At 74.3% G+C, this 26,541-nt stretch carries 24 protein-coding genes; 16 read left to right on the plus strand and 8 right to left on the minus strand.

Annotated features, from left to right (window positions below; translation table 11 throughout):
• The first annotated feature begins 26 nt into the window (after positions 1 to 26).
• The 7 genes from ruvA (at position 27) to PKE99_RS21910 (ending at position 8,474) form a co-directional block, all read left to right on the plus strand.
• A complete protein-coding gene (gene ruvA, locus PKE99_RS21880) occupies positions 27 to 644 on the plus strand; it encodes a Holliday junction branch migration protein RuvA (protein ID WP_037044318.1) in 618 nt (205 codons plus the stop codon).
• 8 nt (positions 645 to 652) lie between these two features.
• Positions 653 to 1,699 (plus strand): Holliday junction branch migration DNA helicase RuvB, encoded by a 1,047-nt coding sequence (gene ruvB, locus PKE99_RS21885; protein ID WP_425566485.1) that lies wholly within the window; start codon positions 653 to 655, stop codon positions 1,697 to 1,699.
• Positions 1,700 to 1,868: 169 nt separating this feature from the next.
• Entirely contained in the window at positions 1,869 to 2,303 is a 435-nt protein-coding gene (gene yajC, locus PKE99_RS21890) for a preprotein translocase subunit YajC (RefSeq protein WP_063739722.1), read from the plus strand.
• A gap of 152 nt (positions 2,304 to 2,455) precedes the next feature.
• On the plus strand, positions 2,456 to 4,216 hold the full coding sequence (gene secD, locus PKE99_RS21895; RefSeq protein ID WP_037044324.1) for a protein translocase subunit SecD: 1,761 nt from the start codon (positions 2,456 to 2,458) through the stop codon (positions 4,214 to 4,216).
• Positions 4,217 to 4,219: 3 nt separating this feature from the next.
• A complete protein-coding gene (gene secF / locus PKE99_RS21900; RefSeq protein WP_271214906.1) occupies positions 4,220 to 5,470 on the plus strand; it encodes a protein translocase subunit SecF in 1,251 nt (416 codons plus the stop codon).
• Positions 5,471 to 5,529: 59 nt separating this feature from the next.
• The gene (locus tag PKE99_RS21905; protein ID WP_037044576.1) at positions 5,530 to 6,045 is read left to right on the plus strand and encodes an adenine phosphoribosyltransferase; all 516 of its coding nucleotides are present in this window, start codon (positions 5,530 to 5,532) and stop codon (positions 6,043 to 6,045) included.
• Between the two features lie 68 nt (positions 6,046 to 6,113).
• Positions 6,114 to 8,474 (plus strand): RelA/SpoT family protein, encoded by a 2,361-nt coding sequence (locus PKE99_RS21910; RefSeq protein WP_037044330.1) that lies wholly within the window; start codon positions 6,114 to 6,116, stop codon positions 8,472 to 8,474.
• A gap of 71 nt (positions 8,475 to 8,545) precedes the next feature.
• On the opposite strand, the gene PKE99_RS21915 is transcribed toward PKE99_RS21910, so the two are convergent.
• The gene (locus PKE99_RS21915; protein ID WP_037044332.1) at positions 8,546 to 9,358 is read right to left on the minus strand and encodes a peptidylprolyl isomerase; all 813 of its coding nucleotides are present in this window, start codon (positions 9,356 to 9,358) and stop codon (positions 8,546 to 8,548) included.
• Between the two features lie 93 nt (positions 9,359 to 9,451).
• On the opposite strand from PKE99_RS21915, the gene PKE99_RS21920 reads away from it, so the two are divergent.
• From PKE99_RS21920 to PKE99_RS21930, 3 genes are all read left to right on the plus strand, one after another.
• The gene (locus PKE99_RS21920; RefSeq protein ID WP_037044335.1) at positions 9,452 to 10,177 is read left to right on the plus strand and encodes an MBL fold metallo-hydrolase; all 726 of its coding nucleotides are present in this window, start codon (positions 9,452 to 9,454) and stop codon (positions 10,175 to 10,177) included.
• Between the two features lie 5 nt (positions 10,178 to 10,182).
• On the plus strand, positions 10,183 to 11,463 hold the full coding sequence (gene hisS / locus PKE99_RS21925; RefSeq protein ID WP_037044577.1) for a histidine--tRNA ligase: 1,281 nt from the start codon (positions 10,183 to 10,185) through the stop codon (positions 11,461 to 11,463).
• A 70-nt stretch (positions 11,464 to 11,533) separates the two neighbouring features.
• Positions 11,534 to 12,106, plus strand: a complete 573-nt coding sequence (locus PKE99_RS21930; protein WP_037044338.1) for a class I SAM-dependent methyltransferase — start codon at positions 11,534 to 11,536, stop codon at positions 12,104 to 12,106.
• Positions 12,107 to 12,111: 5 nt separating this feature from the next.
• Here the strand turns inward: PKE99_RS21930 and PKE99_RS21935 are convergent, their stop codons facing one another.
• The 3 genes from PKE99_RS21935 to PKE99_RS21945 form a co-directional block, all read right to left on the minus strand.
• Entirely contained in the window at positions 12,112 to 13,479 is a 1,368-nt protein-coding gene (locus PKE99_RS21935; protein ID WP_197040569.1) for a YibE/F family protein, read from the minus strand.
• 106 nt (positions 13,480 to 13,585) lie between these two features.
• Complete coding sequence (locus tag PKE99_RS21940) at positions 13,586 to 15,091, minus strand: GntT/GntP/DsdX family permease (RefSeq protein WP_037044341.1); 1,506 nt, start codon at positions 15,089 to 15,091, stop codon at positions 13,586 to 13,588.
• On the minus strand, positions 15,088 to 15,612 hold the full coding sequence (locus PKE99_RS21945) for a gluconokinase (RefSeq protein ID WP_037044579.1): 525 nt from the start codon (positions 15,610 to 15,612) through the stop codon (positions 15,088 to 15,090). Before PKE99_RS21945 ends, PKE99_RS21940 begins: the two co-directional genes overlap by 4 nt.
• A gap of 85 nt (positions 15,613 to 15,697) precedes the next feature.
• Between PKE99_RS21945 and PKE99_RS21950 the strand changes: the two genes are divergently transcribed.
• From PKE99_RS21950 to PKE99_RS21970, 5 genes are all read left to right on the plus strand, one after another.
• Entirely contained in the window at positions 15,698 to 16,747 is a 1,050-nt protein-coding gene (locus PKE99_RS21950) for an Rv2578c family radical SAM protein (RefSeq protein WP_037044343.1), read from the plus strand.
• A gap of 148 nt (positions 16,748 to 16,895) precedes the next feature.
• The gene (gene aspS, locus PKE99_RS21955) at positions 16,896 to 18,731 is read left to right on the plus strand and encodes an aspartate--tRNA ligase (RefSeq protein WP_037044345.1); all 1,836 of its coding nucleotides are present in this window, start codon (positions 16,896 to 16,898) and stop codon (positions 18,729 to 18,731) included.
• Positions 18,732 to 18,744: 13 nt separating this feature from the next.
• Positions 18,745 to 19,686, plus strand: coding sequence for a DUF389 domain-containing protein (locus tag PKE99_RS21960; RefSeq protein WP_037044347.1), 942 nt, complete (start codon positions 18,745 to 18,747; stop codon positions 19,684 to 19,686).
• A gap of 11 nt (positions 19,687 to 19,697) precedes the next feature.
• On the plus strand, positions 19,698 to 20,903 hold the full coding sequence (locus tag PKE99_RS21965) for a hypothetical protein (protein WP_037044349.1): 1,206 nt from the start codon (positions 19,698 to 19,700) through the stop codon (positions 20,901 to 20,903).
• Between the two features lie 102 nt (positions 20,904 to 21,005).
• Complete coding sequence (locus PKE99_RS21970; RefSeq protein ID WP_231498160.1) at positions 21,006 to 21,845, plus strand: GDSL-type esterase/lipase family protein; 840 nt, start codon at positions 21,006 to 21,008, stop codon at positions 21,843 to 21,845.
• A 19-nt stretch (positions 21,846 to 21,864) separates the two neighbouring features.
• Here PKE99_RS21970 and PKE99_RS21975 read toward each other — a convergent pair whose 3' ends face one another.
• The 4 genes from PKE99_RS21975 to PKE99_RS21990 form a co-directional block, all read right to left on the minus strand.
• A complete protein-coding gene (locus tag PKE99_RS21975; protein WP_037044351.1) occupies positions 21,865 to 22,077 on the minus strand; it encodes a hypothetical protein in 213 nt (70 codons plus the stop codon).
• 91 nt (positions 22,078 to 22,168) lie between these two features.
• Complete coding sequence (locus PKE99_RS21980; protein ID WP_037044352.1) at positions 22,169 to 23,326, minus strand: aminotransferase class I/II-fold pyridoxal phosphate-dependent enzyme; 1,158 nt, start codon at positions 23,324 to 23,326, stop codon at positions 22,169 to 22,171.
• Positions 23,327 to 23,336: 10 nt separating this feature from the next.
• Positions 23,337 to 23,825, minus strand: coding sequence for an Lrp/AsnC family transcriptional regulator (locus tag PKE99_RS21985; protein WP_037044353.1), 489 nt, complete (start codon positions 23,823 to 23,825; stop codon positions 23,337 to 23,339).
• Positions 23,826 to 23,836: 11 nt separating this feature from the next.
• Positions 23,837 to 25,084: an aminotransferase-like domain-containing protein gene (locus PKE99_RS21990; protein WP_037044354.1), complete on the minus strand. Its 1,248-nt coding sequence runs from the start codon at positions 25,082 to 25,084 to the stop codon at positions 23,837 to 23,839.
• Positions 25,085 to 25,347: 263 nt separating this feature from the next.
• On the opposite strand from PKE99_RS21990, the gene PKE99_RS21995 reads away from it, so the two are divergent.
• Positions 25,348 to 26,535, plus strand: a complete 1,188-nt coding sequence (locus PKE99_RS21995) for a hypothetical protein (protein WP_037044355.1) — start codon at positions 25,348 to 25,350, stop codon at positions 26,533 to 26,535.
• Positions 26,536 to 26,541: the final 6 nt, after the last annotated feature.

Here is a 26,541-nt window from a genome sequence, read left to right on the forward strand (position 1 = left end):
ACTGTTCGCAGGAGCGGGGGAGTGCCGTGATCGCGTCCGTGCGCGGGCCCGTGCTGGAGATCGGGCTGGACCACGCCGTGGTCGAGGTCGGCGGCGTCGGGCTGGCGGTGTTCTGCACCCCGGCCACGCTGGCGGGCCTGCGCCGCGGCACCGAGGCCCGGCTGTCCACCACGTTGATCGTGCGCGAGGAGTCGCTGACCCTGTTCGGCTTCGCCGACGCGGACGAGCGGGAGCTGTTCCTGCTGCTGCAGACGGTGAGCGGGATCGGGCCGCGGCTCGCGCTCGCCACGATCGCCGTCCTGGAGCCGGAGGTGCTGCGCCGCGCCCTGCACGACGGCGACCTGGCCACGCTGACCCGCATCCCGGGCGTCGGCAAGAAGAGCGCCGAGCGGCTCGTGGTGGAGCTGCGGGACAAGGTCGTCGTCGCACCCGCGCCGGTCACCGCGGCGGGCGCGGCCCTCCCGGTCACCGCCGGCAACGGTGCCTCGCCGGTCCGCGACCAGGTCGTCGAGGCGCTGGTCGGCCTCGGCTTCACGCTCAAGCCCGCGGAGCAGGCGGTCGACGCCGTGCTCGCCGACAAGCCCGGGGCCGAGGCCTCGCAGCTGCTGCGCGCCGCGCTGGCCGGCCTGGGCCGGAGCAGGTGACCGAGCCGGTGACCGAGTACGAGCCGGGGGACCTGCGGGACGTCGCCGCCGAGGCGGTCCCCGAGGACCTCGACGTCGAGAACTCGCTGCGTCCCCGCCGGCTCGCCGAGTTCATCGGGCAGCCGCGGGTGCGCGAGCAGCTGGAACTGGTGCTGGAGGGCGCCCGCCGGCGCGGCGACCCGCCCGACCACATCCTGCTCTCCGGCCCGCCCGGCCTGGGCAAGACGAGCCTCTCCATGATCGTCGCGGCCGAGCTGGGTGCGGCGATCCGGCTGACGAGCGGCCCGGCGCTGGAGCGCGCCGGCGATCTCGCGGCCATGCTGTCCAACCTCGTCCCCGGCGACGTGCTGTTCATCGACGAGATCCACCGGATCGCCCGCCCCGCCGAGGAGATGCTCTACCTCGCGATGGAGGACTTCCGGGTGGACGTCGTGGTCGGCAAGGGCCCGGGCGCCACGTCCATCCCGCTCGACATCGCGCCGTTCACGCTGGTCGGGGCCACGACCCGGGCCGGCGCGCTCACCGGTCCGCTCCGGGACCGCTTCGGCTTCACCGCGCACATGGAGTTCTACGAGCCCGAGGAGCTGGAGCTCGTGCTCAAGCGGGCCGCTGTGATCCTCGATGTCGACCTGAAGCCCGACGGGGCCGTCGAGATCGCCCGCCGGTCCCGCGGTACGCCCCGGATCGCGAACCGGCTGCTGCGCCGGGTCCGGGACTTCGCCGAGGTCCGCGCCGACGGGGCCGTCACCCGGACCGTCGCCCGGGACGCGCTCGCGGTCTACGACGTCGACGAGCTGGGCCTCGACCGGCTCGACAGGGCCGTGTTGGGGGCACTCGTACGGACGTTCGGGGGAGGCCCGGTGGGCGTGTCCACGCTGGCAGTGGCGGTGGGCGAGGAACCCGGTACCGTCGAGGAGGTCTGCGAGCCCTACCTGGTGCGGGCCGGGATGCTGGCCCGGACGCCGCGCGGCCGTGTCGCCACGCCCGCGGCCTGGAGCCATCTCGGCCTGCGGCCGCCGGAGTCCGGCGGCGAGGTGCCGCCGGCGCTGTTCTGAACGCGGTCTCGATCGGGGGCGGAGCGGTACCGGGGGCGTGCCCGGCGGGCCTCGCAGGGAAACCGCACGTCACGGGGCCGTCACGACGCCGGGTCGACCGACCGGGTGTCGGAGCCGACTGGCAGACTCGGCCGTCCGACCTGCCCGAGAAACGGAGAAACACGACATCATGGACCTGAGCCTGCTGTTCCCGATCCTCATCCTGCTGCTCTTCATCCCGATCTTCCTGTCGGGTCGCAAGCAGAAGCGGCAGATGGCGCAGACCCAGGCGATGCAGAACGCGCTCGCCGAGGGCGACGTCGTGACCACCACCTCGGGGCTGCGCGGCACGGTCGTCGACGCCTCCTACGAGGACACGATCGACCTCGAGATCGCCGACGGCGTCGTCACCACCTGGCTGCGCGCGGCCGTCCGGGACAAGGTCGCCCAGGACGACCACGCCGAGCACGCCGACGGGGCCGGGGAGACCCCCGCCGCGACCGGCGCCACCGCGACCACTGGTGAGCTCCCGGCGAGCGGCGCTACCAGCGCGAACGGGACGCCGAGCGCCAACGGGACGGTCTCGGACACGCCTGCGGACTCCACCGCGGACGAGAAGAAGTAATCGGAACGCCCGCGGCGGGGCCGCCGTCGGCCCGCTGCGCCGGATGGTGCAGCATCGTGCGGGAACACCGGGCCGTGGCCATGCCGCGGACGGGACCGGACAGGCCGTCCGCCGACGCGTGACCGGGCCGTGACGCCAGGAGAGCAGAGAGAGTGGCAACGACCCCGGGGCGGATCCGCCCCTGGCGGTACCTCGCGGGGTTCGCGGGCATCGTCGTGGTGCTGTACGCGCTGGTCGCCTTCACCGGAGACCGGTCCTTCGCCCCGAAGCTGGGCATCGACCTGCAGGGCGGTACCCGGGTCACCCTGACCGCGCGCACCGAGTCGGGCCAGGTCCCGCCGCGCGACCAGCTGGTGCAGGCGCAGGCGATCATCGAGCAGCGCGTCAACGGCCTGGGCGTGAGCGGCGCCGAGGTGGTGCTCGACGGGAACAACATCACCATCACGGTGCCCGGCGACCAGGGTGAGCAGGCCCGCTCGCTCGGGCAGACCGCGCAGCTGCGCATCCGCCCGGTCGTCGGCCAGCCGATCGCCGCCAGTCCCGCCGCGCCTCCGGTCGGGCAGGGCACCGGTGGTGCCACCACGCCACCGGCCGGGCAGGACACCGGCGGCACGACCCCGCCCGCCGGGGAGAGCACCGCACCGGCCCCGTCCGGCGGCGGCGCGCAGCCGCAGAGCCAGGGCACGGGCCCGGTCGTCGACGGCGCGGTCGCCCCGGTCTCGTACAGCACCGCGCTGGCGCCGGCCCAGCAGCAGCCGACCCCGCCGCCGGGCGGCGGCGAGGACCCGGCCAAGGCCGCCGCGATCGCCGAGGCGAAGGCCACCCGGCAGAGCACCGACCAGGTGACCCAGCAGCAGGCGCTCCTCGCGCTCGACTGCAACGCCCCGGACCCGCTGCGGGGCTACGACGACTCGTCGCTGCCCCTGGTGACCTGCGACCAGGACAAGACCGCGAAGTACATCCTCGGGCCCACGGTCGTCGAGGGCACTCAGATCGCGTCGGCGCAGGCCTCGCAGAACCAGCAGGGCGTCGGCTACGTCGTCGACCTCAGCTTCAAGGCGGACGGTTCGAAGGCCTGGGGCGACTACACCGCCGCGCACATCGGCGAGCAGGCCGCCTTCGTGCTCGACGGCGAGGTCGTCTCGGCCCCGACGATCCAGGGTGCGCTGTACGGGAACACCCAGGTCAGCGGCAACTTCAACCAGCAGCAGGCGCAGGACCTCGCGGGCATCCTGCGGTACGGCTCGCTGCCGCTGTCCTTCGAGGCGTCCGACGCGCAGACCGTGTCCGCCACGCTCGGGCTCGCCTCGCTGGAGGCCGGCCTGATCGCGGGCGCCATCGGCCTGGTCCTCGTGTTCGTCTACTGCCTCTTCTACTACCGCGTGCTGGGCGTGCTCACGATCCTGTCGCTGGTGCTGTCCGGCCTCGTGGTCTACGCGGTGCTGGTGCTGCTCGGGCGCTGGATCGGGTTCACCCTGGACCTCGCCGGCGTCGCCGGGTTCATCGTCGCCATCGGCATCACCGCGGACTCGTTCGTGATCTTCTTCGAACGGCTGAAGGACGAGGTCCGCGAGGGCCGCTCGTTCCGCTCGGCCGTCCCGCGGGCCTGGGTGCGGGCGCGGCGCACGATCCTCACCGCCGACGCCGTGAGCTTCCTGGCCGCCGCGGTGCTGTACATCCTGGCCGTCGGGCAGGTGAAGGGCTTCGCGTTCACCCTCGGCATGTCGACGGTCCTGGACCTGGTCGTCGTCTTCCTGGTCACGCACCCGCTGGTCGCGCTGGCGTCGAACTCGAAGATCTTCGGCAGTCCGACGCTGTCCGGGCTCGGGGCCGTGGCGAAGATCGGTGCGCAGCGGCGGCGGCAACCGCGCGAGACCGCCGGCAGCGGGTCCGGCACGAGCAAGGGGGCCTGAGGCATGGTCGGGACGAACGGGGCCGGCGCCGCCCGCAAGCGCGGGGTGCTCAGCCGGCTGTACACGGGCACCGGGGCGTTCGACGTCGTCGGCCACCGCAAGACCTGGTACATCTCCTTCGGCGTGCTGGTGCTGGTCTGCGTGCTGTCGATCGCGATCCGCGGCTTCAACCTCGGCATCGACTTCACCGGCGGCTCGCAGTTCCAGATGCCCGCCGCGGGGGCCGCGGGGACGATCACCACGCAGCAGGTCGAGGAGGTCTTCCGGTCCTCGGTCGGCGAGGAGCCGGCGTCGACCCAGTCGGCCGGCGCCGGCGGCTCGGCCACGATCCTCGTCCGGTCGGAGCCCCTCAACCCGGCGCAGATCGCCTCGTTCAAGGACGCGGTGTTCCAGCAGCTCCAGCCGCTCGACGCGAGCGGGCAGCCCTCCGAGCAGGTGATCAGCGACAGCGCGGTGAGCGGCACCTGGGGCGGGGAGATCACCCGCCAGGCGCTGATCGCCCTCGCCGTGTTCCTGGTGCTGGTCACGATCTTCCTGGCCTTCTACTTCGAACGGGCCATGGCGGTCGCGGCGCTCGTGGCGCTGGTGCACGACGTCGTCGTCACCGCGGGCATCTACTCGCTGATCGGCTTCGAGGTCACCCCGTCCACGGTCATCGGCCTGCTGACGATCCTCGGCTTCTCGCTCTACGACACGGTCGTGGTGTTCGACAAGGTCAAGGAGAACACCCGCGGGCTGCTCAACCTGACCCGCCGGACGTACGGCGAGCAGGCCAACCTGGCCGTCAACCAGACGTTGATGCGCTCGATCAACACGTCGCTGATCGCCGTGCTGCCGGTGATCGGGCTGATGGTGGTCGGCGTGGGGCTGCTCGGCGTCGGCACGCTCGCCGACCTGGCGCTGGTGCAGCTGGTCGGCATCATCGCGGGCGCCCTGTCGTCGCTGCTGCTGGCCACCCCGCTGCTGGTCGACCTCAAGATGCGCGACCCGCGGTTCCGCAAGCAGGCCGAGCGGGTCGCCGCCCGCCGGGCCCGGGCCGCCGCCGCGCAGTCCGGGGACACGGGCGACGAGGACCTCGACACCGCGGACGACGAGGCCCTCGCCCGCGAGCTGCTCCGCGAGCGCGCGATGGCCGCGGCGGCGAGCGCCCCGGACCGGGCGCGCCCGGGCCGGCCGCAGGGCAAGGCGGGCCAGAGCCGGGCGGGCCAGAACCGGGCGGCGTCCGGGCGGCCGAGCGGGAAGCGGCGCCGGTGAGCGCGGCGTCCGACCGTCCAGCCCGCCCCGCCGGCCCGCTCGAGGTCGACGAGTCCGTCCTGGAGCTGGAGAAGGTCCGGGAGCTGGTCCGGGCGGTGCCGGACTACCCGGAGCCGGGCGTCCTGTTCCGCGACCTCACGCCGGCACTGGCCGACGCGGAGGCGTTCGCCATCCTGACCACCGAGCTCGCGGCCTCCGCGGGCGCCGCCGACCTGATCGCCGGCGTCGAGGCCCGCGGGTTCCTGATCGGTGCCGCGGTCGCGCTGGTCGCGGGCACCGGCGTGGTGCCGGTGCGCAAGGCGGGCAAGCTGCCCGCCGTCGCCGGGTCGCGGACCTACCAGCTCGAGTACGGCACGGCCACGCTGGAGCTGCCCGCGGGCACCGTCGAGCCCGGGGCCCGGGTCTTCGTCGTCGACGACGTGCTCGCCACCGGCGGCACCGCCGCGGCGGCCTGCGGGCTGCTCACGGACGTCGGGGCCGAGATCACGGGTTTCGGGACGGTCGTCGAGCTGGCGGCGCTGAGGGGCCGGGAGCGGCTCACCGGGATCGACGTGCACGCCCTGCTCACCTATTAGGCGAGCATTCCTCCGGGCTACCGGAGGGTTATCCTTCGGTAGGTGGTGACAGGAGCGGAGCAGGCCCGGTGACGGACGTCCAGCAGAACGCACCCGCACCCGCGGAGGCGCCCTCCGGCGCGTCGCGGACCGCCCTCCAGACGGCGGCGCAGGACCCGGCCCGCCCCTCGGCCACGCGCCGGGTCCGGGCGCGCATCGCCCGGCGGATGACGCCGCAGCGGGTCGCCATCGTCAAGCCCGTCCTCGAGCCGCTGGCGAGCGTGCACCGGGCGCTGCACCCCAAGGCCGACCTGGTGCTGCTGCAGCGCGCGTACGACGTCGCCGAGCAGAAGCACGCCGGGCAGAAGCGCAAGTCCGGCGACCCGTACATCACGCACCCGCTGGCCGTGGCCACGATCCTCGCCGAGCTCGGCATGGACACCACCACGCTGGTCGCGGCGCTGCTGCACGACACCGTCGAGGACACCGACTACTCGCTCGAGCGGCTCAGCACGGACTTCGGCGAGGAGGTCGCGCACCTGGTCGACGGCGTGACCAAGCTGGACAAGGTCGAGTTCGGCACCGCGGCGGAGGCCGAGACCATCCGGAAGATGGTCGTCGCGATGGCGCGTGACCCCCGGGTGCTGGTGATCAAGCTCTCGGACCGGCTGCACAACATGCGCACCATGCGCTTCCTGCCGCCGGAGAAGCAGGCGAAGAAGGCGCGCGAGACCCTCGAGGTGATGGCGCCGCTGGCGCACCGCCTGGGCATGGCGACGATCAAGTGGGAGCTGGAGGACCTGTCCTTCGCGATCCTGCACCCGAAGAAGTACGAGGAGATCGTCCGGCTCGTCGCCACCCGCGCTCCTTCCCGGGACACCTACCTCAAGCAGGTCATCGACGAGGTGTCGCGGCAGCTCGAGGCTGCCCGGGTCAGCGGCACGGTCGAGGGCAGGCCGAAGCACTACTACTCGATCTACCGCAAGATGATCGTCAAGGGCCGCGAGTTCGACGACATCCACGACCTCGTCGGCGTGCGCGTGCTGGTCGACGAGGTGCGGGACTGCTACGCGGCGATGGGCATGGTCCACGCGCTGTGGCAGCCGATGCCCGGCCGGTTCAAGGACTACATCGCCCAGCCGCGGTTCGGCGTGTACCAGTCGCTGCACACCACGGTGATCGGGCCGGACGGCAAGCCGCTCGAGGTGCAGATCCGCACGCACGAGATGCACCGCACGGCCGAGTACGGCATCGCGGCGCACTGGCGCTACAAGGAGACCCGCGGGCAGAACGGCGCCAACGGCACCGTCGAGATCGACGAGATGTCCTGGATGCGGCAGCTGCTGGACTGGCAGCGCGAGGCCGCGGACCCCGGGGACTTCCTGGAGTCGCTGCGCTACGACCTCGCGGCCAAGGAGCTGTTCGTCTTCACCCCGAAGGGCGACGTCGTCACGCTGCCGGTCGGGTCCACCCCGGTCGACTTCGCGTACGCCGTGCACACCGAGGTCGGCAACCGCTGCATCGGCTCCCGGGTCAACGGACGGCTGGTCGCGCTCGAGCGCACGCTGGAGTCGGGCGACGTCGTCGAGATCTTCACGTCGAAGGCCGAGGGCGCCGGGCCGAGCCGGGACTGGCTGGGCTTCGTCAAGTCGCCGCGCGCCAAGAACAAGATCAAGCAGTGGTTCGCCAAGGAGCGCCGCGAGGAGGCCATCGAGGAGGGCAAGGAGGCGATCACGCGGGAGGCCCGGCGCACGGGCATGCCGCTGCAGCGCCTCGTGTCCGCCGACGCGATGGCTGCGCTGTCCCGCGAGATGCACTACTCCGAGATCTCGGCGCTCTATGCCGCGATCGGCGAGGGGCAGGCCAGCGCCCGGCACGTCGTGCAGCGGCTGGTCGCGCTGCTCGGCGGGATGGAGGACGCCGAGGAGGAGCTCGCGGAGCGGGCCACCCCGTCGACCGTGCGGGTGCGGCGGCCCTCCGGCGACGCCGGCGTGGTGCTGACCGGCGAGGACGGCAAGCAGCTGGGCGACGTCTACTGCAAGCTCGCCCGCTGCTGCACGCCCGTCCCCGGGGACGAGATCCTCGGGTTCGTCACCCGCGGCGGCGCGGTCTCGGTGCACCGCACGGACTGCACGAACGCCGCGGACCTCAAGGCCCGCAGCGAGCGGCTGGTCGACGTCGCGTGGTCGGTGTCGCCGGCGTCGGTGTTCCTGGTGGCGATCCAGGTGGAGGCGCTCGACCGGCACCGCCTGCTGTCCGACGTCACGAAGGTGCTGGCGGACGAGAAGGTCAACATCCTGTCGGCCTCGGTCACCACCTCGCGGGACCGCGTGGCCGTGTCGCGGTTCTCGTTCGAGATGGGTGACCCGAAGCACCTCGGGCACGTGCTGCACGCCGTGCGCAACGTGGAGGGCGTCTACGACGTCTACCGCGTCACCAGCGCCAGCTGATCCCGCCGAGAAGGAGCTGAGGGCCCCGCCGGAGGTCCGGCGGAGCCCTCAGCTCCCGGTGATCAGGTGGGTCAGGCCGCGACCGTCGCGGTCTGGATGGTGACGGGGGTCTTCGGCTTGCCGTCGCCCGGGCCGTTGCCGTCGTCCGTGCCCGCCCCGGCGACCTTGTCGACGGTCGCCAGGCCGGCCTCGTCGATCGTGCCGAACACGGTGTAGTCCGGCGGGAGCGTCGAGTCGGCGTAGACCAGGAAGAACTGGCTGCCGCCCGAGTTCGGGGCGGAGGTCTTGGCCATCGCGATCGTGCCGCGCGGGTAGATCACCGCACCGGACTGGCCCGCCGGCGCCAGGTTCGTCGGCGGCTCGTCGGCGATCGTGTAGCCGGGGCCGCCCGTGCCCTGGCCGCTCGGGTCGCCGCACTGCAGCACCTTCAGGCCCTCGCTCGTGGTGAGCCGGTGGCAAGGGGTGTCGTTGAAGTACCCCTGGCTCGCCAGCGAGGTGAAGCTGTTCACGGTGCAGGGGGCCTCGGCCCGGTTCAGCGTGAGCCCGATCGGGCCCGCCGACGTGGTCAGGGAGACCGGGACGGTGCCCTGGTTGCTGACCGCGTCCGCCTGCGGGGCGTTCGCAGGCTTCGCGGCGGCGCCGTCCGACGGGTACTGGCAGTTCACGGTGCCGGGCGGGGCCGCGGCCTGCGCGGCGGGCTGGGCCGGGTCGGACTTCCACGGGGCGGTGGTGAGCAGCACCACCGCGACGACCACGACCACCACGGCCGCCGCGGAGCTGATCACGGCGACCCGCTTCTGCCTGCGGGCCCGTTCGGCGCGCCGCGCCTGCTGATTGGCCAGCTTGCGCTTGGCCGCCTCCCGCCGCATCTGGTTCGTGGCCACGGTGTGCGTCGTCCTCCCGGTCGAATGGATCGCCGGGGGAGGGTATCGACCGTTCCTGAGAGGGCCGTGTGCAGGCACGTCTAGGCTGGTCGCGTGCTCGTCGCAGGATTCCCCGCAGGAGCGTTCCAGACCAACTGCTACGTCGTCGCCCGTGGCGCCGGCGAGGCGTGCGTGGTCGTCGACCCCGGGCAGGACGCCGTCGAACCGCTGGAGGCCGTGCTCGCGGAGCACCGGCTGACCCCGGTCGCGGTGCTGCTGACCCACGGCCATTTCGACCACACCTTCAGCGTCCAGCCGGTGTGCGACGGCTCGGACATCCCGGCGTGGATCCATCCGGACGACCGGGAGCTGCTCGCCGACCCGATGAAGGGCATCTCGTCGGAGTCCGCCGCGTTCTTCGGCGGCCGGCTGGAGCTGAAGGAGCCGCGGGAGGTGCGCACGCTGACCGACCGCAGCGACCTGGAGCTCGCCGGAATGCGGCTGCGGGTCGACCACACCCCGGGCCACACTCAGGGCTCGGTGGTGTTCACGACGGAGACGGAGGACGGGACCGAGGTGATCCTCGCGGGCGACACGCTCTTCGCGGGCTCGATCGGGCGGACCGACCTGCCCGGCGGCTCGCACCGCCAGCTGCTGGAGAGCATCCGGGAGCGGCTGCTCGGCCGGCCGGACTCCGGCGTCGTCCTCCCCGGCCACGGCCCGACGACCACCGTGGGCCGGGAGCGGGTGTCCAACCCCTTCCTGCAGGGCCTCGCCGGGACCACCGGCGCTGCCGACGTCGATCCCGCCGCCACCCCGGCCCCGGGGCGCGGGCTGTGAGCGCGGTGCAGGAGGGCGTCCAGCGCGCCAGCGCCTTCGCGGCCCCCAAGGGCGTCCCGGAGTACTACCCGCCGGAGTCCGCCGGGTTCGTGCACGTCCGGGACACGCTGGCGGGCGCGGCCGAGCGGGCCGGGTACGGGTACGTCGAGCTGCCGATCTTCGAGGACACCGGGCTGTTCGCGCGCGGCGTCGGCGAGTCCACGGACGTGGTCAGCAAGGAGATGTACACCTTCGCCGACCGCGGCGACCGGTCCGTCACGCTGCGGCCGGAGGGCACCGCGGGCGTGGTCCGGTCGGTGATCGAGCACAACCTCGACCGCGCCGGGCTGCCGGTGAAGCTGCGCTACGCCGGCCCGTTCTTCCGCTACGAGCGGCCGCAGGCCGGGCGGTACCGGCAGCTGCAGCAGGTCGGCGTGGAGGCCGTCGGGGTGGACGACCCGGCGCTCGATGCCGAGGTCATCGCCGTCGCCGACGAGGGGTTCAAGGCCCTCGGGCTCACCGGGTACCGGCTGGAGCTGACCTCGCTGGGCGACGCGGAGTGCCGCCCGGCCTACCGCGAGCGGCTGCAGGAGTTCCTGGCCGGGCTGGACCTGGACGAGCCGACGCGGGCCCGGGCGCGGATCAACCCGCTGCGGGTACTCGACGACAAGCGGCCCCAGGTGCGCCGGCAGCTCGAGGACGCGCCGCTGCTGCTCGACCACCTGTCCGCGGCCTCGGCCGAGCACCACGCCGCCGTGCTGGCGCACCTCGAGGACCTCGGCGTGGCGTACACGATCAACCCGCGGATGGTGCGCGGGCTGGACTACTACACCAAGACCACCTTCGAGTTCGTGCACGACGGCCTGGGCGCCCAGTCCGGGATCGGCGGCGGCGGCCGGTACGACGGCCTGATGGAGACCCTGGGCGGGCAGCCGCTGTCCGGCGTCGGATTCGGCATCGGTGTGGACCGGACGCTGCTGGCCTGCCGCGCCGAGGGCGTGCAGCCCTGGTCGGAGGCCCGGGCCGAGGTGTTCGGGGTGCCGCTGGGCGACGCCGCGAAGCGCCGCCTCGTCGTGATCGCGGCCGAGCTGCGCCGCGCCGGGGTGCGCGTGGACCTGGCCTACGGTGGGCGCGGCCTGAAGGGCGCGATGAAGTCCGCCGACCGCTCCGGTGCCCGGTTCGCGCTCGTGCTGGGGGAGCGGGACCTCGAGGCCGGCACGGTCGGCGTGAAGGACCTCGCTTCCGGCGACCAGCGCGCGGTGCCGCTCGACTCCGTGGTGACGGAGCTCGTCGCGAAGCTGGCCTGATGCCCGGACGACCGGCGCTCTCGCTCATGAGGTGTGAGCGAGGGCGTCGTTCGCTCCTCGGGGGGCGGGGATGAGCGCGACCGACCGGGAGCGGTGGGACGCCCGGCACGCGGCGGTCGGGGCCGGCACGCCGATGCCGCCGGACGGGCTGCGGGGCCGGCTCGGGCTGCTGCCGGGCGGGTCCGGGCCGGCGGACCGGAGCGGGTTGTCGGCGGGTGGGCGGGCGCTCGACGTCGCCTGCGGCCGCGGCGCGGTCGCGGTGTGGCTGGCGCACCAGGGCTTCGCGGTCGACGCGGTCGACGTCTCGGGGGCCGGACTCGCGTCGGCCCGGGCGCTGGCCGCGGCCGAGGGGGTACGGCGCGTGCGGTTCCTCGAGGCCGACCTCGACGCCGGGCTGCCCGTCGCCGGGCCCTACGACCTCGTGGTCTGCCAGCGCTACCGCGACCCCGCTCTGTACCCGGCGCTCGCCGCCGCGCTCGCGCCCGGCGGCCTGCTCGTGCTGACCGTCCTGTCCGAGGTCGGTGACGAGGGCGGTCGCTTCCGGGCGGTCCCGGGGGAGCTGGTGCGGGCGTTCCCGCAGCTCGAGACGGTGGACCACCGGGAGGGCGACGGCGAGGCGACCCTGCTGGCCCGCCGAACCTGAGGCGGTCAGCGGGAGCGGCGGGTGCGTCTGCCGAGCGGGCGGCCGGGTTCCTCCCGGCTGGCGACCAGCGCGGCCAGCCCCGTCGTGATCGGCACGGAGGCGACGAGCCCGATGCTGCCGACGAGGGTCCGGACGATCTCGGTCGCGACGTCCTGCGAGGTCAGCACGTCGCCCGGGCCGCGCCCGGCCACCGTGAACAGCAGCATCAGCGGCAGCGACGCGCCCGCGTAGGCGAGCACGAGGGTGTTCACCGCGGACGACACGTGGTCCCGCCCGATCCGCATCCCGGCCCCGAACAGCGCGCGGGCGCCCAGGGCCGGGTTCGCCGCGCGCAGCTCCCAGACGGCGCTGGTCTGGGTGACCGTGACGTCGTCGAGCACCCCGAGCGCACCGATCACGATCCCGGCGAGCAGCAGACCCCGGGCGTCGACCGGCGCGCCGAGGGTGGCGATGAGGCTGGCCGTGGTGTCGTCGAGGCCGGTGAGCCGGGCGAGCGCCGAGAACATCGTGCTGAGCAGGGCGATCAGGCCGAGCGACGCCAGGGTGCCGAGCACGGCTGCGGAGGTCCGGGCCGACAGGCCGTGGGTGAGGTAGAGGACCACGAACATGATCAGGCAGGCGCCGACCACCGCGACCCACACCGGGCTGGCCCCGCCGAGGATCGCCGGCAGCACGAACAGCACCAGCACGACCAGGCTCATCCCGAGCGCCACCAGCGCGGCGAGCCCGCGCCATCGGCCCAGCAGCAGCACCGCCAGCGCGAACGCGACGGCCAGGGCGATCAGCGGGCCCGAGCGCTGGAAGTCGACGACCTGGTAGGAGCCCGGGTCCGTCGCGTCGCCGCCCGAGTACGCCACCCGGACCTGGTCGCCGACCGCGAATCGCGGCGTGGACGGCTCGACCGGCACGACCTGCACCAGGTCGCGGCCCGGCAGCGGACCGCCGTCCATCCGTAGGGTCAGGCCCGCGCAGCCGCCGTCGCCCGAGCCGGGGGAGCAGTCACTGGCCTGGGCGGCGACCACCTCGGCGTCGAACACCTCGCCGGCCGGCTGGGTGCTGTGCGGCAACGGGCCGCTGGGCCAGAGCAGCACCAGTCCTACGAGGGTGGCGAGGGCGCAGGGCACCAGCAGCCCGACGAGCAGCAGCCGGACGCGGCGGCCCGCGGGCGTGGCGGGTCCGTGACCGTGCCCGTGGCCGTGTCCCCGGTCGTGGTCGAGGCCGAGGTCCGGGCCGTGGGCCCGGTCGGGCGGGGCGGGCTCGGCCGTCACCGGCGCGAGGGGGGTGGTGCGCTCCGCGTCCGTCTCCGGCGGGACCGGAGCCCGGACCGAGGCCCGGACCGAGGCCCGGACCGAGGCCCGGACCGGGGTCTGCACCCGGGCACGGTGCCGCCCGCTGTCGGACGACGGGTCGCGCGGGGCCACCCCGGCATCCTCACCCGTCGCGATGTCGGGCCGGCAACCGCCCTCGGCACCCGGCGCGCTACACGAACACCGACACCAGCAGTACGAGCAGCAGGCCGACGACCGAGATGACGGTCTCCATGACCGACCAGCTCTTGATCGTCTGCCCCACCGTGAGCCCGAAGTACTCCTTGACCAGCCAGAAGCCGGCGTCGTTGACGTGCGAGAAGAACAGCGACCCGGCGCCGATGGCCAGGGCCAGGAGGGCCACGGTCGCCGGCGGCAGCCCGGCGGCGAGCGGCGCGACGATCCCGGCCGCGGTGATCGTCGCGACCGTCGCCGAGCCCGTCGCCACCCGGATCGCGACCGCGACGAGCCACCCGAGGATCAGCGGGGACAGGTTGGCCGCGCCGGCCCACTGCCCGATCAGGGTGCCGAGGCCCGCATCGACCAGTGTCTGCTTGAACCCGCCGCCCGCGCCGACGATGAGCAGGATGCCGGCGATCGCGGGCAGTGCGCCGCCCACCGAGGCGGTGAGCCCCCGCCGGTCCATCCCGGAGGGCAGCCCGAGCGCGAGCATGGCGACGACCACGCCGACGAGCAGGGCGACGATCGGCTCGCCGAGCACCTCGAGGACACCCCGGACCGCGTTGTCCTCGGGCAGCGCGATCTCGGCGATCGCCCGGACCAGCATGAGGACGACGGGGGTCAGCACGACGGCGACCGCCGCGCCGACGCTCACCCGGCGGCCCGTCCGTTCGCCGGTGCGCGTCCCCGTCCCGCTGCTCCCGGCCGAACCGTCGGCACCGTCGGCCCGGTCGAATCTGTCGGCCGGGGCGTCGCGGTCGGCGGGCGGGTCGGGCCGGCCCTCGACGCCGGACCCGCCCTCGACCGCCGCGCTCGCCGGGGGCGGCGGCAGCGGCACCCAGCGCGATGCGACGCGCCCGAACAGCGGGCCCGCGACGACCACCGTGGGGATGGCCACGAGCAGACCGAACAGCAGGGTCAGGCCCAGGTCCGCGCCGAGGGCGTCGATCGCGACCAGCGGGCCGGGGTGCGGCGGGACGAGCCCGTGCAGGACCGACAGACCGGCCAGGGCCGGGATGCCGACGGTGATGACCGACAGCCGGGTGCGCGCGGCGACCAGCACCACGACCGGCACCAGCAGCACCACGCCGACCTCGAAGAACAGCGGGATGCCGATCAGGGCCGCCACGCCGGCGAGTGCCCACGGCATCCCCTTGGGGCCGACCCGGCTCGTCACGGCCTCGACGACCCGGTCGGCACCGCCGGAGTCCCGCAGCAGGCCTCCGATCATGGCGCCGAGCGCGATGAGCACGCCCACGCCGCCGACCGTCGAGCCGACGCCGTCGGTGAAGCTGTCCACGGTCTTCCCCGGACCGAGCCCTCCGACGACCCCGAGCACCGCGGTGCCCGCGATCAGCGCCAGGAACGGGTGGACGTGCAGCCACGTGATCAGCAGGACGATCACCGCGATCCCGAGCAGGGCGGCGATCACGAGCTGCGTCGCCCCCGCGGCCGGCGCGGTCTCCTGGGCCTTCGCGAGCACCAGTGACGTGGTCATGCGACACCTCCGGTCGGGGCGAGCTCGGCGAGGACCCGGTCGACGACGGCGCCGGGATCGCCCTCGCCGCTCACCGTGCGGCCCGGCTCACCGGGCTCCAGGGGCTCGAGCGTGTCCAGCTGGCTCTGCAGCAGCGAGGCGGGCATGTAGTGGCCGCGGCGGGTGGCCAGCCGGGAGGCCAGGGCGTCGGGCGACGCCTGCAGGTGCACGAACCGGACGGAGGGGTGCCCCTCGACGAGCACGTCCCGGTACTTCCGGCGCAACGCCGAGCAGGTGACGACGGCGCTGCGGCCGGCGGCCTCCTGCTCGCCGATCCAGCCGGCGACGCGGCGCAGCCACGGCCACCGGTCGTCGTCCGTCAGCGGGTGACCGGCGGCCATCTTGCGCCGGTTCTCCTCGGGGTGCAGGTCGTCGCCCTCGGCGAAGACCCAGCCCGTCCGCCGCACGAGCTCCTCGGCGACGGTCGACTTGCCGACCCCCGACACCCCCATCACCACGAGCGTCGTCGTCTTCGCCTTCATGGGGGCAGCCTGGCCGACGGCGGCCGATCCCGCCGGATGGGCGAGGACGGTTGCGGGCGACTCGAACATGTGTTCGACTGGGTGGATGCGGTGGAGCGGACAGCAGGTGCTGACGGACGGTGTGGGGGAGGCGGCGGCCCTGCCCGGGCTGCGGGGCCTGCTGCGGTCGGTGCGCACACCGGAGTTCGCGGGCACGGTGTTCCACGAGGTGGAGGCGAAGTCCGCGCTGAACCGGGTGCCGGGGAGCTCGCCGATGCCCTTCGGCTGGACCGTGAACCCGTACCGGGGTTGCTCGCACGCGTGCGTCTACTGCTTCGCGCGCAACACCCACACCTACCTCGACCTCGACGCGGGGGCGGACTTCGACTCGCAGATCGTGGTGAAGGTGAACGTCGGTCGGGTGCTGGCGCGCGAGCTCGCCCGCCCGAGCTGGGCCCGCGAACCGGTGGCCATGGGCACCAACACCGACCCCTACCAACGCGCGGAGGGCCGGTACCGGCTGATGCCGGAGATCATCCGGGCGCTCACACGCTCGGGCACCCCGTTCTCGATCCTGACCAAGGGCACCGTGCTCGGCCGCGACCTGCCCGACCTCGCCGCCGCGGCGCGGGAGGTGCCGGTCGGGCTCGGGGTGTCGCTCGCGCTCGCCGACCGCGCGCTGCAGGGCCGGCTCGAGCCCGGCACACCCTCGCCGCCGGCCCGGCTCGACCTGGTCAAGCGGATCGCCGACGCCGGCCTGGACTGCGGCGTGATGGTCGCGCCGGTGCTCCCGTTGCTCACCGACTCCGCCGAGGCGCTCGACGCGCTGCTGGAGCGGGTCCGGGCCGCCGGCGCGTCCGGGGTCAGCGTGCTCGCCCTGCACCTGCGCCCGGGCACGCGGGAGTGGTTCATGGACTGGCTCGCGCGGGAGTACCCGGCGCTCGTGCCGGCCTACGAGCGGCTGTACCGGGGCGGGGCCTACGTCGACCCGGAGTACCGCCGGGCGCTGGCCGAGCGGGTCCGCCCGCTGCTGCGCCGGCACGGGCTGGACCGCAGCGCAGGGGTGCAGCGCACCGGCGGGGACGGCTTCCCGCACGGCGCACCGCCCGCCGAACGGTTGGCGGCCCCGGTCGTCGAGCAGCTCACCCTGCTCTGATCGCCTCGTCGGTCGGGCCGTCGCCGCACGCTCCCCGCGCCGGTCGCGAGTCCGCCGGGCCCGCGGTGACCGCCGCGCCGCGGACTGCGACCGCCGGAGGGAAACCTGCTGGCCGGACCCCGGAGGGGGCCGGATAACCTCGACGACCGTGATGCGAACCCACCCCGTCGGCACCCTGCGTGCCGAGCACGCCGGCCAGACCGTGACCCTCGCCGGATGGGTGGCCCGTCGCCGCGATCACGGCGGCGTGATCTTCGTCGACCTGCGGGACAGCTCGGGCACCGCCCAGATCGTGTTCCGCGAGGGCGAGATGGCCGAGCGCGCGCACCGCCTGCGCTCCGAGTTCTGCCTGCAGGTGACCGGCGAGGTCGTCGCGCGGCCGGCGGGCAACGAGAACCCCGAGCTGCCGACCGGCGCCATCGAGGTCACGGTCACCGACCTCGTCGTGCTCTCCGAGTCCGCGCCGCTGCCCTTCCCGATCGACGAGCACACCGGCGTCGGGGAGGAGGTCCGGCTCCGGTACCGCTACCTCGACCTGCGCCGCCCGGAGCCCGCCGCGGCGATCAAGCTGCGCAGCGCCGTGAACAAGGCCGCGCGCACCGTGCTCGAGGGGCACGACTTCGTCGAGATCGAGACGCCGACGCTGACCCGCTCCACGCCCGAGGGCGCCCGGGACTTCCTCGTGCCGGCCCGGCTCAAGCCCGGCTCCTGGTACGCGCTGCCGCAGAGCCCGCAGCTGTTCAAGCAGCTGCTCATGGTCGCCGGCATGGAGCGCTACTACCAGATCGCGCGCTGCTACCGGGACGAGGACTTCCGCGCCGACCGGCAGCCGGAGTTCACCCAGCTCGACATCGAGATGAGCTTCGTCGAGCAGGACGACGTGATCGCCCTGTCCGAGGAGGTCCTCGCGGCGCTGTGGGCGCTGGTCGGGTACGAGGTCCCGCGCCCGATCCGGCGGATCAGCTACGCCGAGGCCATGTCCCGCTACGGCTCGGACAAGCCGGACCTGCGCTTCGACATCGAGCTCACCGAGCTGACCGAGTACTTCGCGTCCACGAGCTTCCGGGTCTTCCAGAACCCGTACGTCGGTGCGGTCGTGATGCCCGGCGGCGCCTCGCAGCCGCGCAAGCAGCTCGACGCCTGGCAGGAGTGGGCCAAGCAGCGCGGCGCCCGCGGCCTCGCGTACGTCCTGGTCGACGAGGACGGCACCGTGTCCGAGAAGGGCCCGGTGACCAAGAACCTGTCGGAGGAGGAGCGCGCGGGGCTGCCCGCCGCCGTCGGGGCGAACCCCGGCGACTGCATCTTCTTCGCCGCCGGCCGCCCCAACGAGGCCCGGGCCCTGCTCGGCGCCGCGCGCGGCGAGATCGCCCGGCGGATCGGGGCCATCGACGAGAACGCCTGGTCCTTCGTCTGGGTCGTGGACTTCCCGCTGTTCGAGGCGGCCGACGAGACGGACGACGTCGCCGTCGGGCACGGCAAGTGGACGGCGCTGCACCACGCCTTCACCTCGCCGACCCCGGACTGGATCGACAAGTTCGAGTCCGACCCGGGCAACGCGCTGGCCTACGCCTACGACATCGTCTGCAACGGCAACGAGATCGGCGGCGGGTCCATCCGTATCCATCGGGCGGACGTCCAGAAGCGGGTCTTCGAGATCATGGGCCTGTCCGAGGAGGAGGCGCAGGAGAAGTTCGGCTTCCTGCTCGACGCCTTCGCCTACGGCCCGCCCCCGCACGGCGGCATCGCGTTCGGCTGGGACCGGATCACCGCGCTGCTCGCCGGCGAGGACTCGATCCGCGAGGTCATCGCCTTCCCGAAGACCGGCGGCGGCTACGACCCGCTCACCGCGGCGCCCGCCCCGATCACCCCGGAGCAGCGCAAGGAGGCCGGGGTCGACGCCGTCCCGCCGAAGCCGGCGGCGCAGGCGGACCAGAAGGTGGACGCGAGGGCCGCCGCGAAGGACGCGGAGGGCGGCGGGGCCTGACCCGGGTCCGATCGTGCTGCACCTGCGTGTGATCAGCCCGCCGGACCGCACGGACGCGGTCCGGGCGGTGCTGGCGGAGGAGCCGGGTGTCGCCCATCTGATCGGGCTGCCGGGCGCCGCCGTGCGCCCGGCGGGCGACGTGCTCGAGGCGGACGTCGCCCGCGAGTGCGCCGACGCCCTGCTCGGCCGGCTCCGCGACCTCGGGCTGGACCACGACGGCGCGGTGACCCTCGAGGTCCTCGACACCGTCCTGTCCGACGCCGCGGACGAGGCGGAGGAGGCCGCGCCCGGCGAGGGTTCCGACGCCGTCGTCTGGGACGAGCTGATCGCCCGGACCGGCGAGGAGTCCCGGCTGAGCTTCTCCTTCCAGGCCTTCCTCACCATCGCCTGCCTGCTCGCCGCGATCGGCGCGATCACGGACTCGCCGGTGCTCGTCGTCGGGGCGATGGTGCTGGGGCCGGAGTTCGGTCCGCTCGCCGCCGTGGCGGTGGGGGTGGTGCTGCGCCGCCGAGACCTCCTGCGGCGCGGCGGCCTCGCCCTGCTCGTCGGCTTCCCGCTCGGCATGGCCATCACCGCGCTGGCGACGCTGTTGTTCGACGCCACCGGGCTGCTGTCGAGCAGCACGCTCGACCACCTCGACCAGGTCGAGTTCATCTACGAGGTCGGCCCCTTCTCCCTGATCGTCGCCGTGCTGGCGGGCCTCGCCGGGATCCTCGCGCTCACGTCGGCCAAGGCGGCGAGCCTGGTCGGCGTGTTCATCTCGGTCACCACCGTGCCCGCGGCCGCGTTCGCCTCCGTGGCGGCGGTCGAGGGCCGGTGGCGGGAGGCGGGGCTGTCGGCGCTGCAGCTGGCGGTGAACCTGGTCGGGATCGTGGTCGCGGCCGCCCTCGCGCTGCTGGTGGCCCGACGCTCCCGGCGGCGCAGGGACGCCGGCCGGGCGCTCTCGTCGGGGTAGGGTCGACGTTGATGTCACGCGACCTGGCCGGCTTCCCCAGGCCCGTGCTCACCGCGTTGGCCGCGGCGGAACGCCTGCTCACCCGGCGGGCCGGGGCCACCGTGGTCCTCGCGGACCCGGAGGACCTCGGTGGCAGCGAACGGTCGGTGGTGGCGCGTGCCCGGGTGGCGCGCAACCCGTTCTCCCTGCCGCGCACCCTCGTGGTGAAGCAGTACGTGGGCGAGCCCGACGCGAACCGGCCGGATCCCTTCCACTTCGAGGTCGCGAGCTGCCAGCTGTTCACCGCGCTCCCGGCCGACGCCCGGCCCAGCCCGGTGCTCATCGCGCACGACCCCGCGGCCCGGCTGCTGGTGCTCGAGGACCTGGGCCGCAGCTCCACGCTGGCCGACATGCTGTTCGCGCCGGATCCCGTTGCGGCGCAGCGGTGCCTGCTGAGCTGGGCGCGGGCGCTCGGCCGGATGCAGGCCGCCACCGCGGGCCGGGAGAACGACTTCGGCGCGCTGCTGCGCCGGCTGGGGGAGAAGGCCCGTCGCGACCCGGTGGCGGACGAGGCGCGCGCCGCCTTCGCGGGAGTGCCCGAGCTGGTCGCCGAGGTGCTGGGCGTGACGGTCAGCGCGGCGGCCGAGACGGAGGCCCGGGAGACCGCGCGGCTGCTGGGCGGCACCCGCTACCGGGCGTTCAGCCCGTCGGACACCTGCCCGGACAACAACCTCGTGACCAGCCGTGGGGTGCGGTTCGTCGACTTCGAGTGGGGCTGCTTCCGCGACGTCGCGCTCGACGCCGCCTACTTCCGCGTCCCGTTCCCGGCGTGCGAGTCGAGCTTCGCGCTCCCCGACGGCATGGCCGACGCCATGCTCGAGGCCTGGCGCAACGAGATCGCCACGGTGTGGCCGGACCTCGACGACCCTGCGCTCCTGCGGGCCCGCCTGCTCGACGCCCAGCTGCTGTGGGTCTGGCTGTGCACGTGGTGGCTGCTGCCGCGCGCGGTGGCCGGCGAGTCGCGCATCGGGATCGACCCCGGCCGGTCGCCGCGGATCAGCGCCGCGCTGGCCGACTACTGGCGGCGGCTCGCGGGGGCGGCGGCGGACGGTGGGCGGCCGGCCACCGTCGAGCTGGCCGATCGGATGGCCGGCGCCCTGCAGCAGCGGTTCGACGACCCGGCGGACAACGGCACGGGCCGGCTGCCGGTCTACCCCGCCTTCCGCAGCCTGGTCTGAGGGCTCCCGGGCGCGGGAGTTCGCCCGGGAGTTCGCGGAGCCGTCGGCGACGCGTCACCACGCGCACACCCCGGCGGAGCCTCGCGACCCGATCATGCGCTCGTGTCCGTGCAGAGCGTGCGACCCGTCCGTGCCCTCCCGACCCCCGCGACCCTCCCGACGCCCCGGACCGTCTCGACCCTGGCCACACTCGGCGACTCGACGGCCGTCGGGCTGGGCGACCCGCTGCCCGGCGGCGGCTGGCGCGGCTTCCCGGTCCTGCTCCGGGACGCCCTCGGCGCGGAGACCCGGCTGCTCAACCCTGCCCGCACCGGCGCCCGGATGGCCGACGTCCGCGGGGCCCAGCTCGCCGCGGTGCTGCCCGCCCGGCCCGAGGCCGCGGTGATCTGCGCGGGCATGAACGACACCCTGCGCTCGGACTTCGACCCGGACGGCATCCGCGCCGACCTCACCGCGACGCTGGCGGAGCTCGCCGCGGCCGGCACGTTCCCGGTGGTGCTGCGCTACCACGACCACACCCGCGTGTTCCGGCTGCCCGGGCGGCTGCGCGCTGCGCTGCGGACGCGGGTGACCGCCCTGAACACGGCGATCGACACGGCGATCGACGGGGCGAGCGCGGGCGGGCCGGCCGTGGGGGTGCTCGACCTGCACCTGCTCCCCGGCGGCTACGAGCGCGCGGCGTGGAGCGTCGACCGGCTGCACCCCTCCGAGCTGGGGCACCGGCTGCTGGCCCGGGCCGCGGGCGAGCTGCTCGCGGGCGCGGGCTTCGCGGTGCCCGCCCCCGTGCCGACCGCCTGCGGCGGTGGACGCGAGATCACCGCGTTCCACCGGGCCGCGTGGATCGTGGTCCGCGGCACCCCCTGGCTGGTGCGCCGCGGCCGCGACCTGGGCCCGGTGATCCTGCACGGCCTGCTCACGGGCGGGCGGGCGCGGGCCGCCTGACCGGAGCAGGTGAGCCTCCCTAGGCGGACCGGGGGAGCGAGGCGGGGCGGACCGGTTGCCCCGTCTCGATCTCGAACAGGTGGGCGCGGGTGCAGGGCCCGCAGAGCCAGCCGACCACGCCGTCGACGTGGTGGCTGCTCCAGGCCAGACCGCGCACGTCGGCCGCGGTCCGCGGGCAGGCGCAGGCGGTGCAGGAGTGGAGCGTGCGGGCGGTGACAGGTGTGCCGTCCATGCCCCCGGAGGATGCACCCGTCGAGTTGCCGTGCTGTGAACGCCACGCCGCACAGTGTTGCGATCCGGCGACGGTTGTGATCGCGATCCGGCTACCGCAGCGACCCGAGGAACCGGTCGATGCGCACGAGCGCCTCCTCCAGCTGCGGCAGCGCCGTCGCGTACGAGCACCGGATGTGCCCCTCGCCGGAGGGCCCGAACACGTCGCCGGGCACCACGGCCACGCTCTCCTCGTGGAGCAGCCGCTCGGCGAAGGTCTCCGAGTCCAGCCCCGACGCGCGGATGGACGGGAAGGCGTAGAACGCGCCGCCGGGCTCCGGGCACTCCAGCCCGATCTCGCGCAGGCCCTTCACGAACACCCGGCGCCGGCGGTCGTAGTCGGCGACCATCTCGCGGACGTCGCCCTCGGCCTCCTTGAGCGCCTCCACCGCGGCGATCTGCGAGACGTGCGGTGCGCACAGCATCGTGTACTGGTGCACCCGCACGCACAGCTCGGCCACGGCCTGCGGCGCGCAGATCCAGCCGACCCGCCAGCCCGTCATCGCCTGGGCCTTGGAGAACCCGCCCAGCACCACGGTCCGCTCCCGCGCCCCGGGCACGGCGCCCAGGCAGACGTGGGTGTCGTCGTAGGTGAGCCGGTCGTAGATCTCGTCGGAGATCAGGTAGAGGTCGTGCCTCTCGGCCAGCCGGACCAGGCCCTCCAGCGCCGCGCGCGGCTGGACCGCGCCCGTCGGGTTCGCGGGGGAGCCGATGAGGATCGCCTTGGTGCGCGGGGTGATCGCGGCCTCGACGGCGTCGGGGTCGATCGCGAAGTCCGCCTCCCACCGCGTGGCCACCCGGACCGGGGTGCCGCCGGCGAAGGACACGCACGGCTCGTAGGCCACGTAGCAGGGCTCCGGCACGATCACCTCGTCGCCGGGGTTCAGCAGTACCCGCAGCGCCAGGTCCAGCCCCTCGGACACACCGGTGGTGATCAGGCACTCGGTGTCCCACGCGTACCGCGCCCCGTAGCGCTTCTCCAGGTCCTCGCAGATCAGCCTGCGCAGCTCCGGCAGGCCCGCGTTGGAGGTGTAGGTGGTGTAGCCGTGCTCGAGGGCGAAGATGCCGGCCTCGCGGATCCGCCACGGCGTGACGAAGTCCGGCTCGCCCACGCCGAGGGAGATCACGTCGTCCATCTCGGCGGCGATGTCGAAGAAGCGCCGGATGCCCGACGGCGGGCAGGCGGCGATGACGTCGTTGAGCGGCTTCATCGGGCGGTCCTCACGGGGTCACACGCAGCCGGTGGTCGGGCTCGGGCTCGAAGAAGGTGTCGCCGTCGCGCTTGTGCGTGTGGAGCACGAAGTGCGTGGCGGTGGCCGTGACCCGGTCGATGGTCGAGAGCTTGCGGCTCACGAAGTCGCTGACCGCCCGGATGTTCGACCCGACGACCGTGCACCGCAGGTCGTGCCCCCCGGAGACGAGGTAGCAGCTGCGGACCTCGTCGAACCGGGAGATCCGCTCCGCGACGTCGTCGAACCCGACGCCCCGCGCGGGGGCGACCGCCACATCGATGAACGCGGTGACCTCGGTGGACTCCGAGCCGTCGACCTTCTCCCAGTCGACCACCGCCTTGTACCGGCGGATCACGCCCGCCTTCTCCCACGCCGCGATCTGGGCCGACACCTCCGCGACGGGCAGGCCGGTCATGGTGGCCAGGGTGTCGTGGCTCAGCGACGCGTCCCGCTCCAGCAGTTCCAGGATCTCGCGCACGGTCCCCGACCCTACTCAGCGATCCGCACGGAAGCGGCTCGGGCGAGCCGCCGGACGGCCTCGGTCAGCTGATCGGGCGGGTAGGTCGCGAAGCAGAGCCGCGCGGCGGACCGCAGGCCGGCACCGCCGTCGGCGGCCGGGTCCACCGAGAAGGCGCTCCCGGGGACGAACCCGACCCCGTGCTCCAGGGCCCTCGGCAGGAGCTCGGCGGTGTCGGTGCCGTCGGCGAACTCCAGCCAGCAGAACATGCCCCCCGTCGGGGTGGACCGGGTGACGGACGACCCGAACTCGGCGTCGACCGCGGCGGTGAGCGCCGCGGCCCGGCCCCGGTTCTCCCGCCGGACGCCGTCGACGTGCGCGGCGAACCACTCCTCGTCGGCCAGCAGCTCCGCGGTGATCATCTGGGTGAGCGACGAGCCGCAGAGGTCCGTGGACTGCTTGAGCCGCTCGACGGCCGCGGCCAGCACCGGCGGCGCGACCAGCCAGCCGACCCGCAGCGACGGGGCCAGGACCTTCGACGCGCTGCCCAGCCGCACGACGTGGTCGCCGTGCGCGGCCAGCGGGAGCGGCGGTGCGCCGTCGAAGGCCAGCAGGCCGTAGGGGTCGTCCTCGACGACGAGGAAGCCGTACCGCTCGGCCAGCCCGCACAGGGCCCGGCGGCGCTCCTGGCTCATCGTCACGCCGCGCGGGTTGTGGAAGCTGGACACGGTGTGCACGAGCCGGGGCCGGAACCCGGCGGCGAGCCGCTCCTCCAGCACGTCGACGCGCAGCCCGTCGGCGTCGAGCGGGAACGGGTGCACGTCGGCGCCCGCGGCCTGCAGGACCTGCAGCGCCCCGACGTACACCGGGTCCTCGACGGCCACCGGGTCGCCGGGGTCGAGCAGGGCGCGGGCGAGCAGGTCCAGGGCCTGCTGCGACCCGCTCGTCACGACGACGTCGGCGGGGGCGACCGCCCGGCCGGTCCGGCCGGTCTCGTGCGCGGCGACGACCTCGCGCAGCCGCGCGAGCCCGGCCGTCTCGGAGTACTGCACGGCGGCGGGGGACCGGAGCGCCCGGTCGGCGGCCGCGGCGATGCGCCCGCGCGGCATGAGGTCGGCGGCGGGCAGGCCGCCGGCGAGGCTCAGCACGTCGTCGCGCGCGGTGAGGGTGAGCAGGTCCCGGATCGCGGAACCGCGGATCCCGGCGAGCCGGGCGGCGAGCGCGACCGGGGGCCGTGCAGGCGAGGCGGGCGGGGCGGGACGGAGATCGGTGTCGGTCATGTGGGCCTCGCGGAGAGGGGGATCAAGGGCGGGGGCCCGGGCGCTCCCGGTGGTCACCGGGAGGGCCGGGCCGTCCCGCGGGGGTCGTCCGCGGAGCACGGGCGCGGGATCGGGTGGACCGGCGCCCGTCCCGATACTGCGCTCGCGTCCTGCGATCCGGAAACGACTTCCCAGCTGTTGGGACGAACTCGATCAGGTTGCAAACCGATCACAGGACTTCCGACCCGGTGACCGACGTGGGCAAACCCTCTACCTTGCGCGGTATGAGCAACCCGTCGGGTGACGACCGCCACCAGCACGGCGAGCAGGGCGCCCCGCAGCCCGGCTCGGCACCGCCGCAGCCGGGCGGGCAGGAGCCGCCGGGCGGCTACCCGCCACCGGGACACGCCCAGGGGCCGGCTCCGCAGGGGTACGGGCAGGCCCCGCCGCCGGGCCGCGGGGGCGGTCCGGGCCAGCCCGGCCAGGGATACGGGCAGCACGGCTACCCGCCGCCCGGTCCCGAGCAGCAGGGGTACGGGCAGCAGGGGTACGGGCAGCAGGGCTACGGCCAGCAGGGATACCCGCAGCAGGGGTACGGGCAGCAGGGTTACCCGCAGCAGGGATACGGGCAGCAGAACTACCCGCCGCCGGGCTACGGCCCCGAGGGGTACGGCCAGCAGCCCTACGGCTACGGCCAGCCCGCGCAGTACCCGGGCGGGGCGGCCGCGCCGCTCGCCGACCCGCTGGTCGCTGCGGACTTCTCGGACTGGTGGACGAAGGTCCTCGCGGTGCTCAAGCGGAGCTGGCAGCCGCTGCTGCTGATCCAGATCGCCACCGCGCTGCCGGCCCTGATCATCGGCGCGCTGATCGCGGTGATCGTCGCCGCGGGCGGCGGCTGGGTCGGCGTGGCGATCGGCGGCGGCCTGTCGCTGATCATCGTGGTCGCCGTGTCCCTGCTGGCGCAGGGCGCGTCCGTCTACGTGGTCACCCGGCAGGCCGCGGAGCAGCCGGTCGGCGCCGGGGAGGCGCTGTCCTTCGCCGCCCGCCGCGCTCTGCCGCTGCTGGGCTGGGGCATCCTCGCCGGGATCCTGGTCTTCATCGGCTTCCTGCTGCTGGTCATCCCGGGCATCTACCTCAGCGTGGTGTTCGTGGCCTCGCTGACCGGCGTGATCATGTACGAGCGGGCCGGCATCGGCCGGACGTTCGAGCTGGTCAACCGCGAGTTCTGGGGCACGTTCGGCCGGCTGGTCACCTTCGCGATCGCCGCGGCGGTCTACAGCGGGATCATCAGCGCGATCGTCTCGACCTTCACCGACCCGAACAGCCTCTCGCGGTCGATCATCGTGAACATCCTGACGCTGCCGGTGACCCTGGCCGCGGCGGGCGTCGCGGTGGTCACCTACGCCTCGCTGCGCAACAAGGAGAACCCCCAGGTCGGCACGCCGACGCTGGTGCAGGAGCTGCAGACCTGACCTGCC

This window comes from Pseudonocardia halophobica (assembly GCF_027922425.1).
GTDB classification, from domain to species: domain Bacteria; phylum Actinomycetota; class Actinomycetes; order Mycobacteriales; family Pseudonocardiaceae; genus Pseudonocardia; species Pseudonocardia halophobica.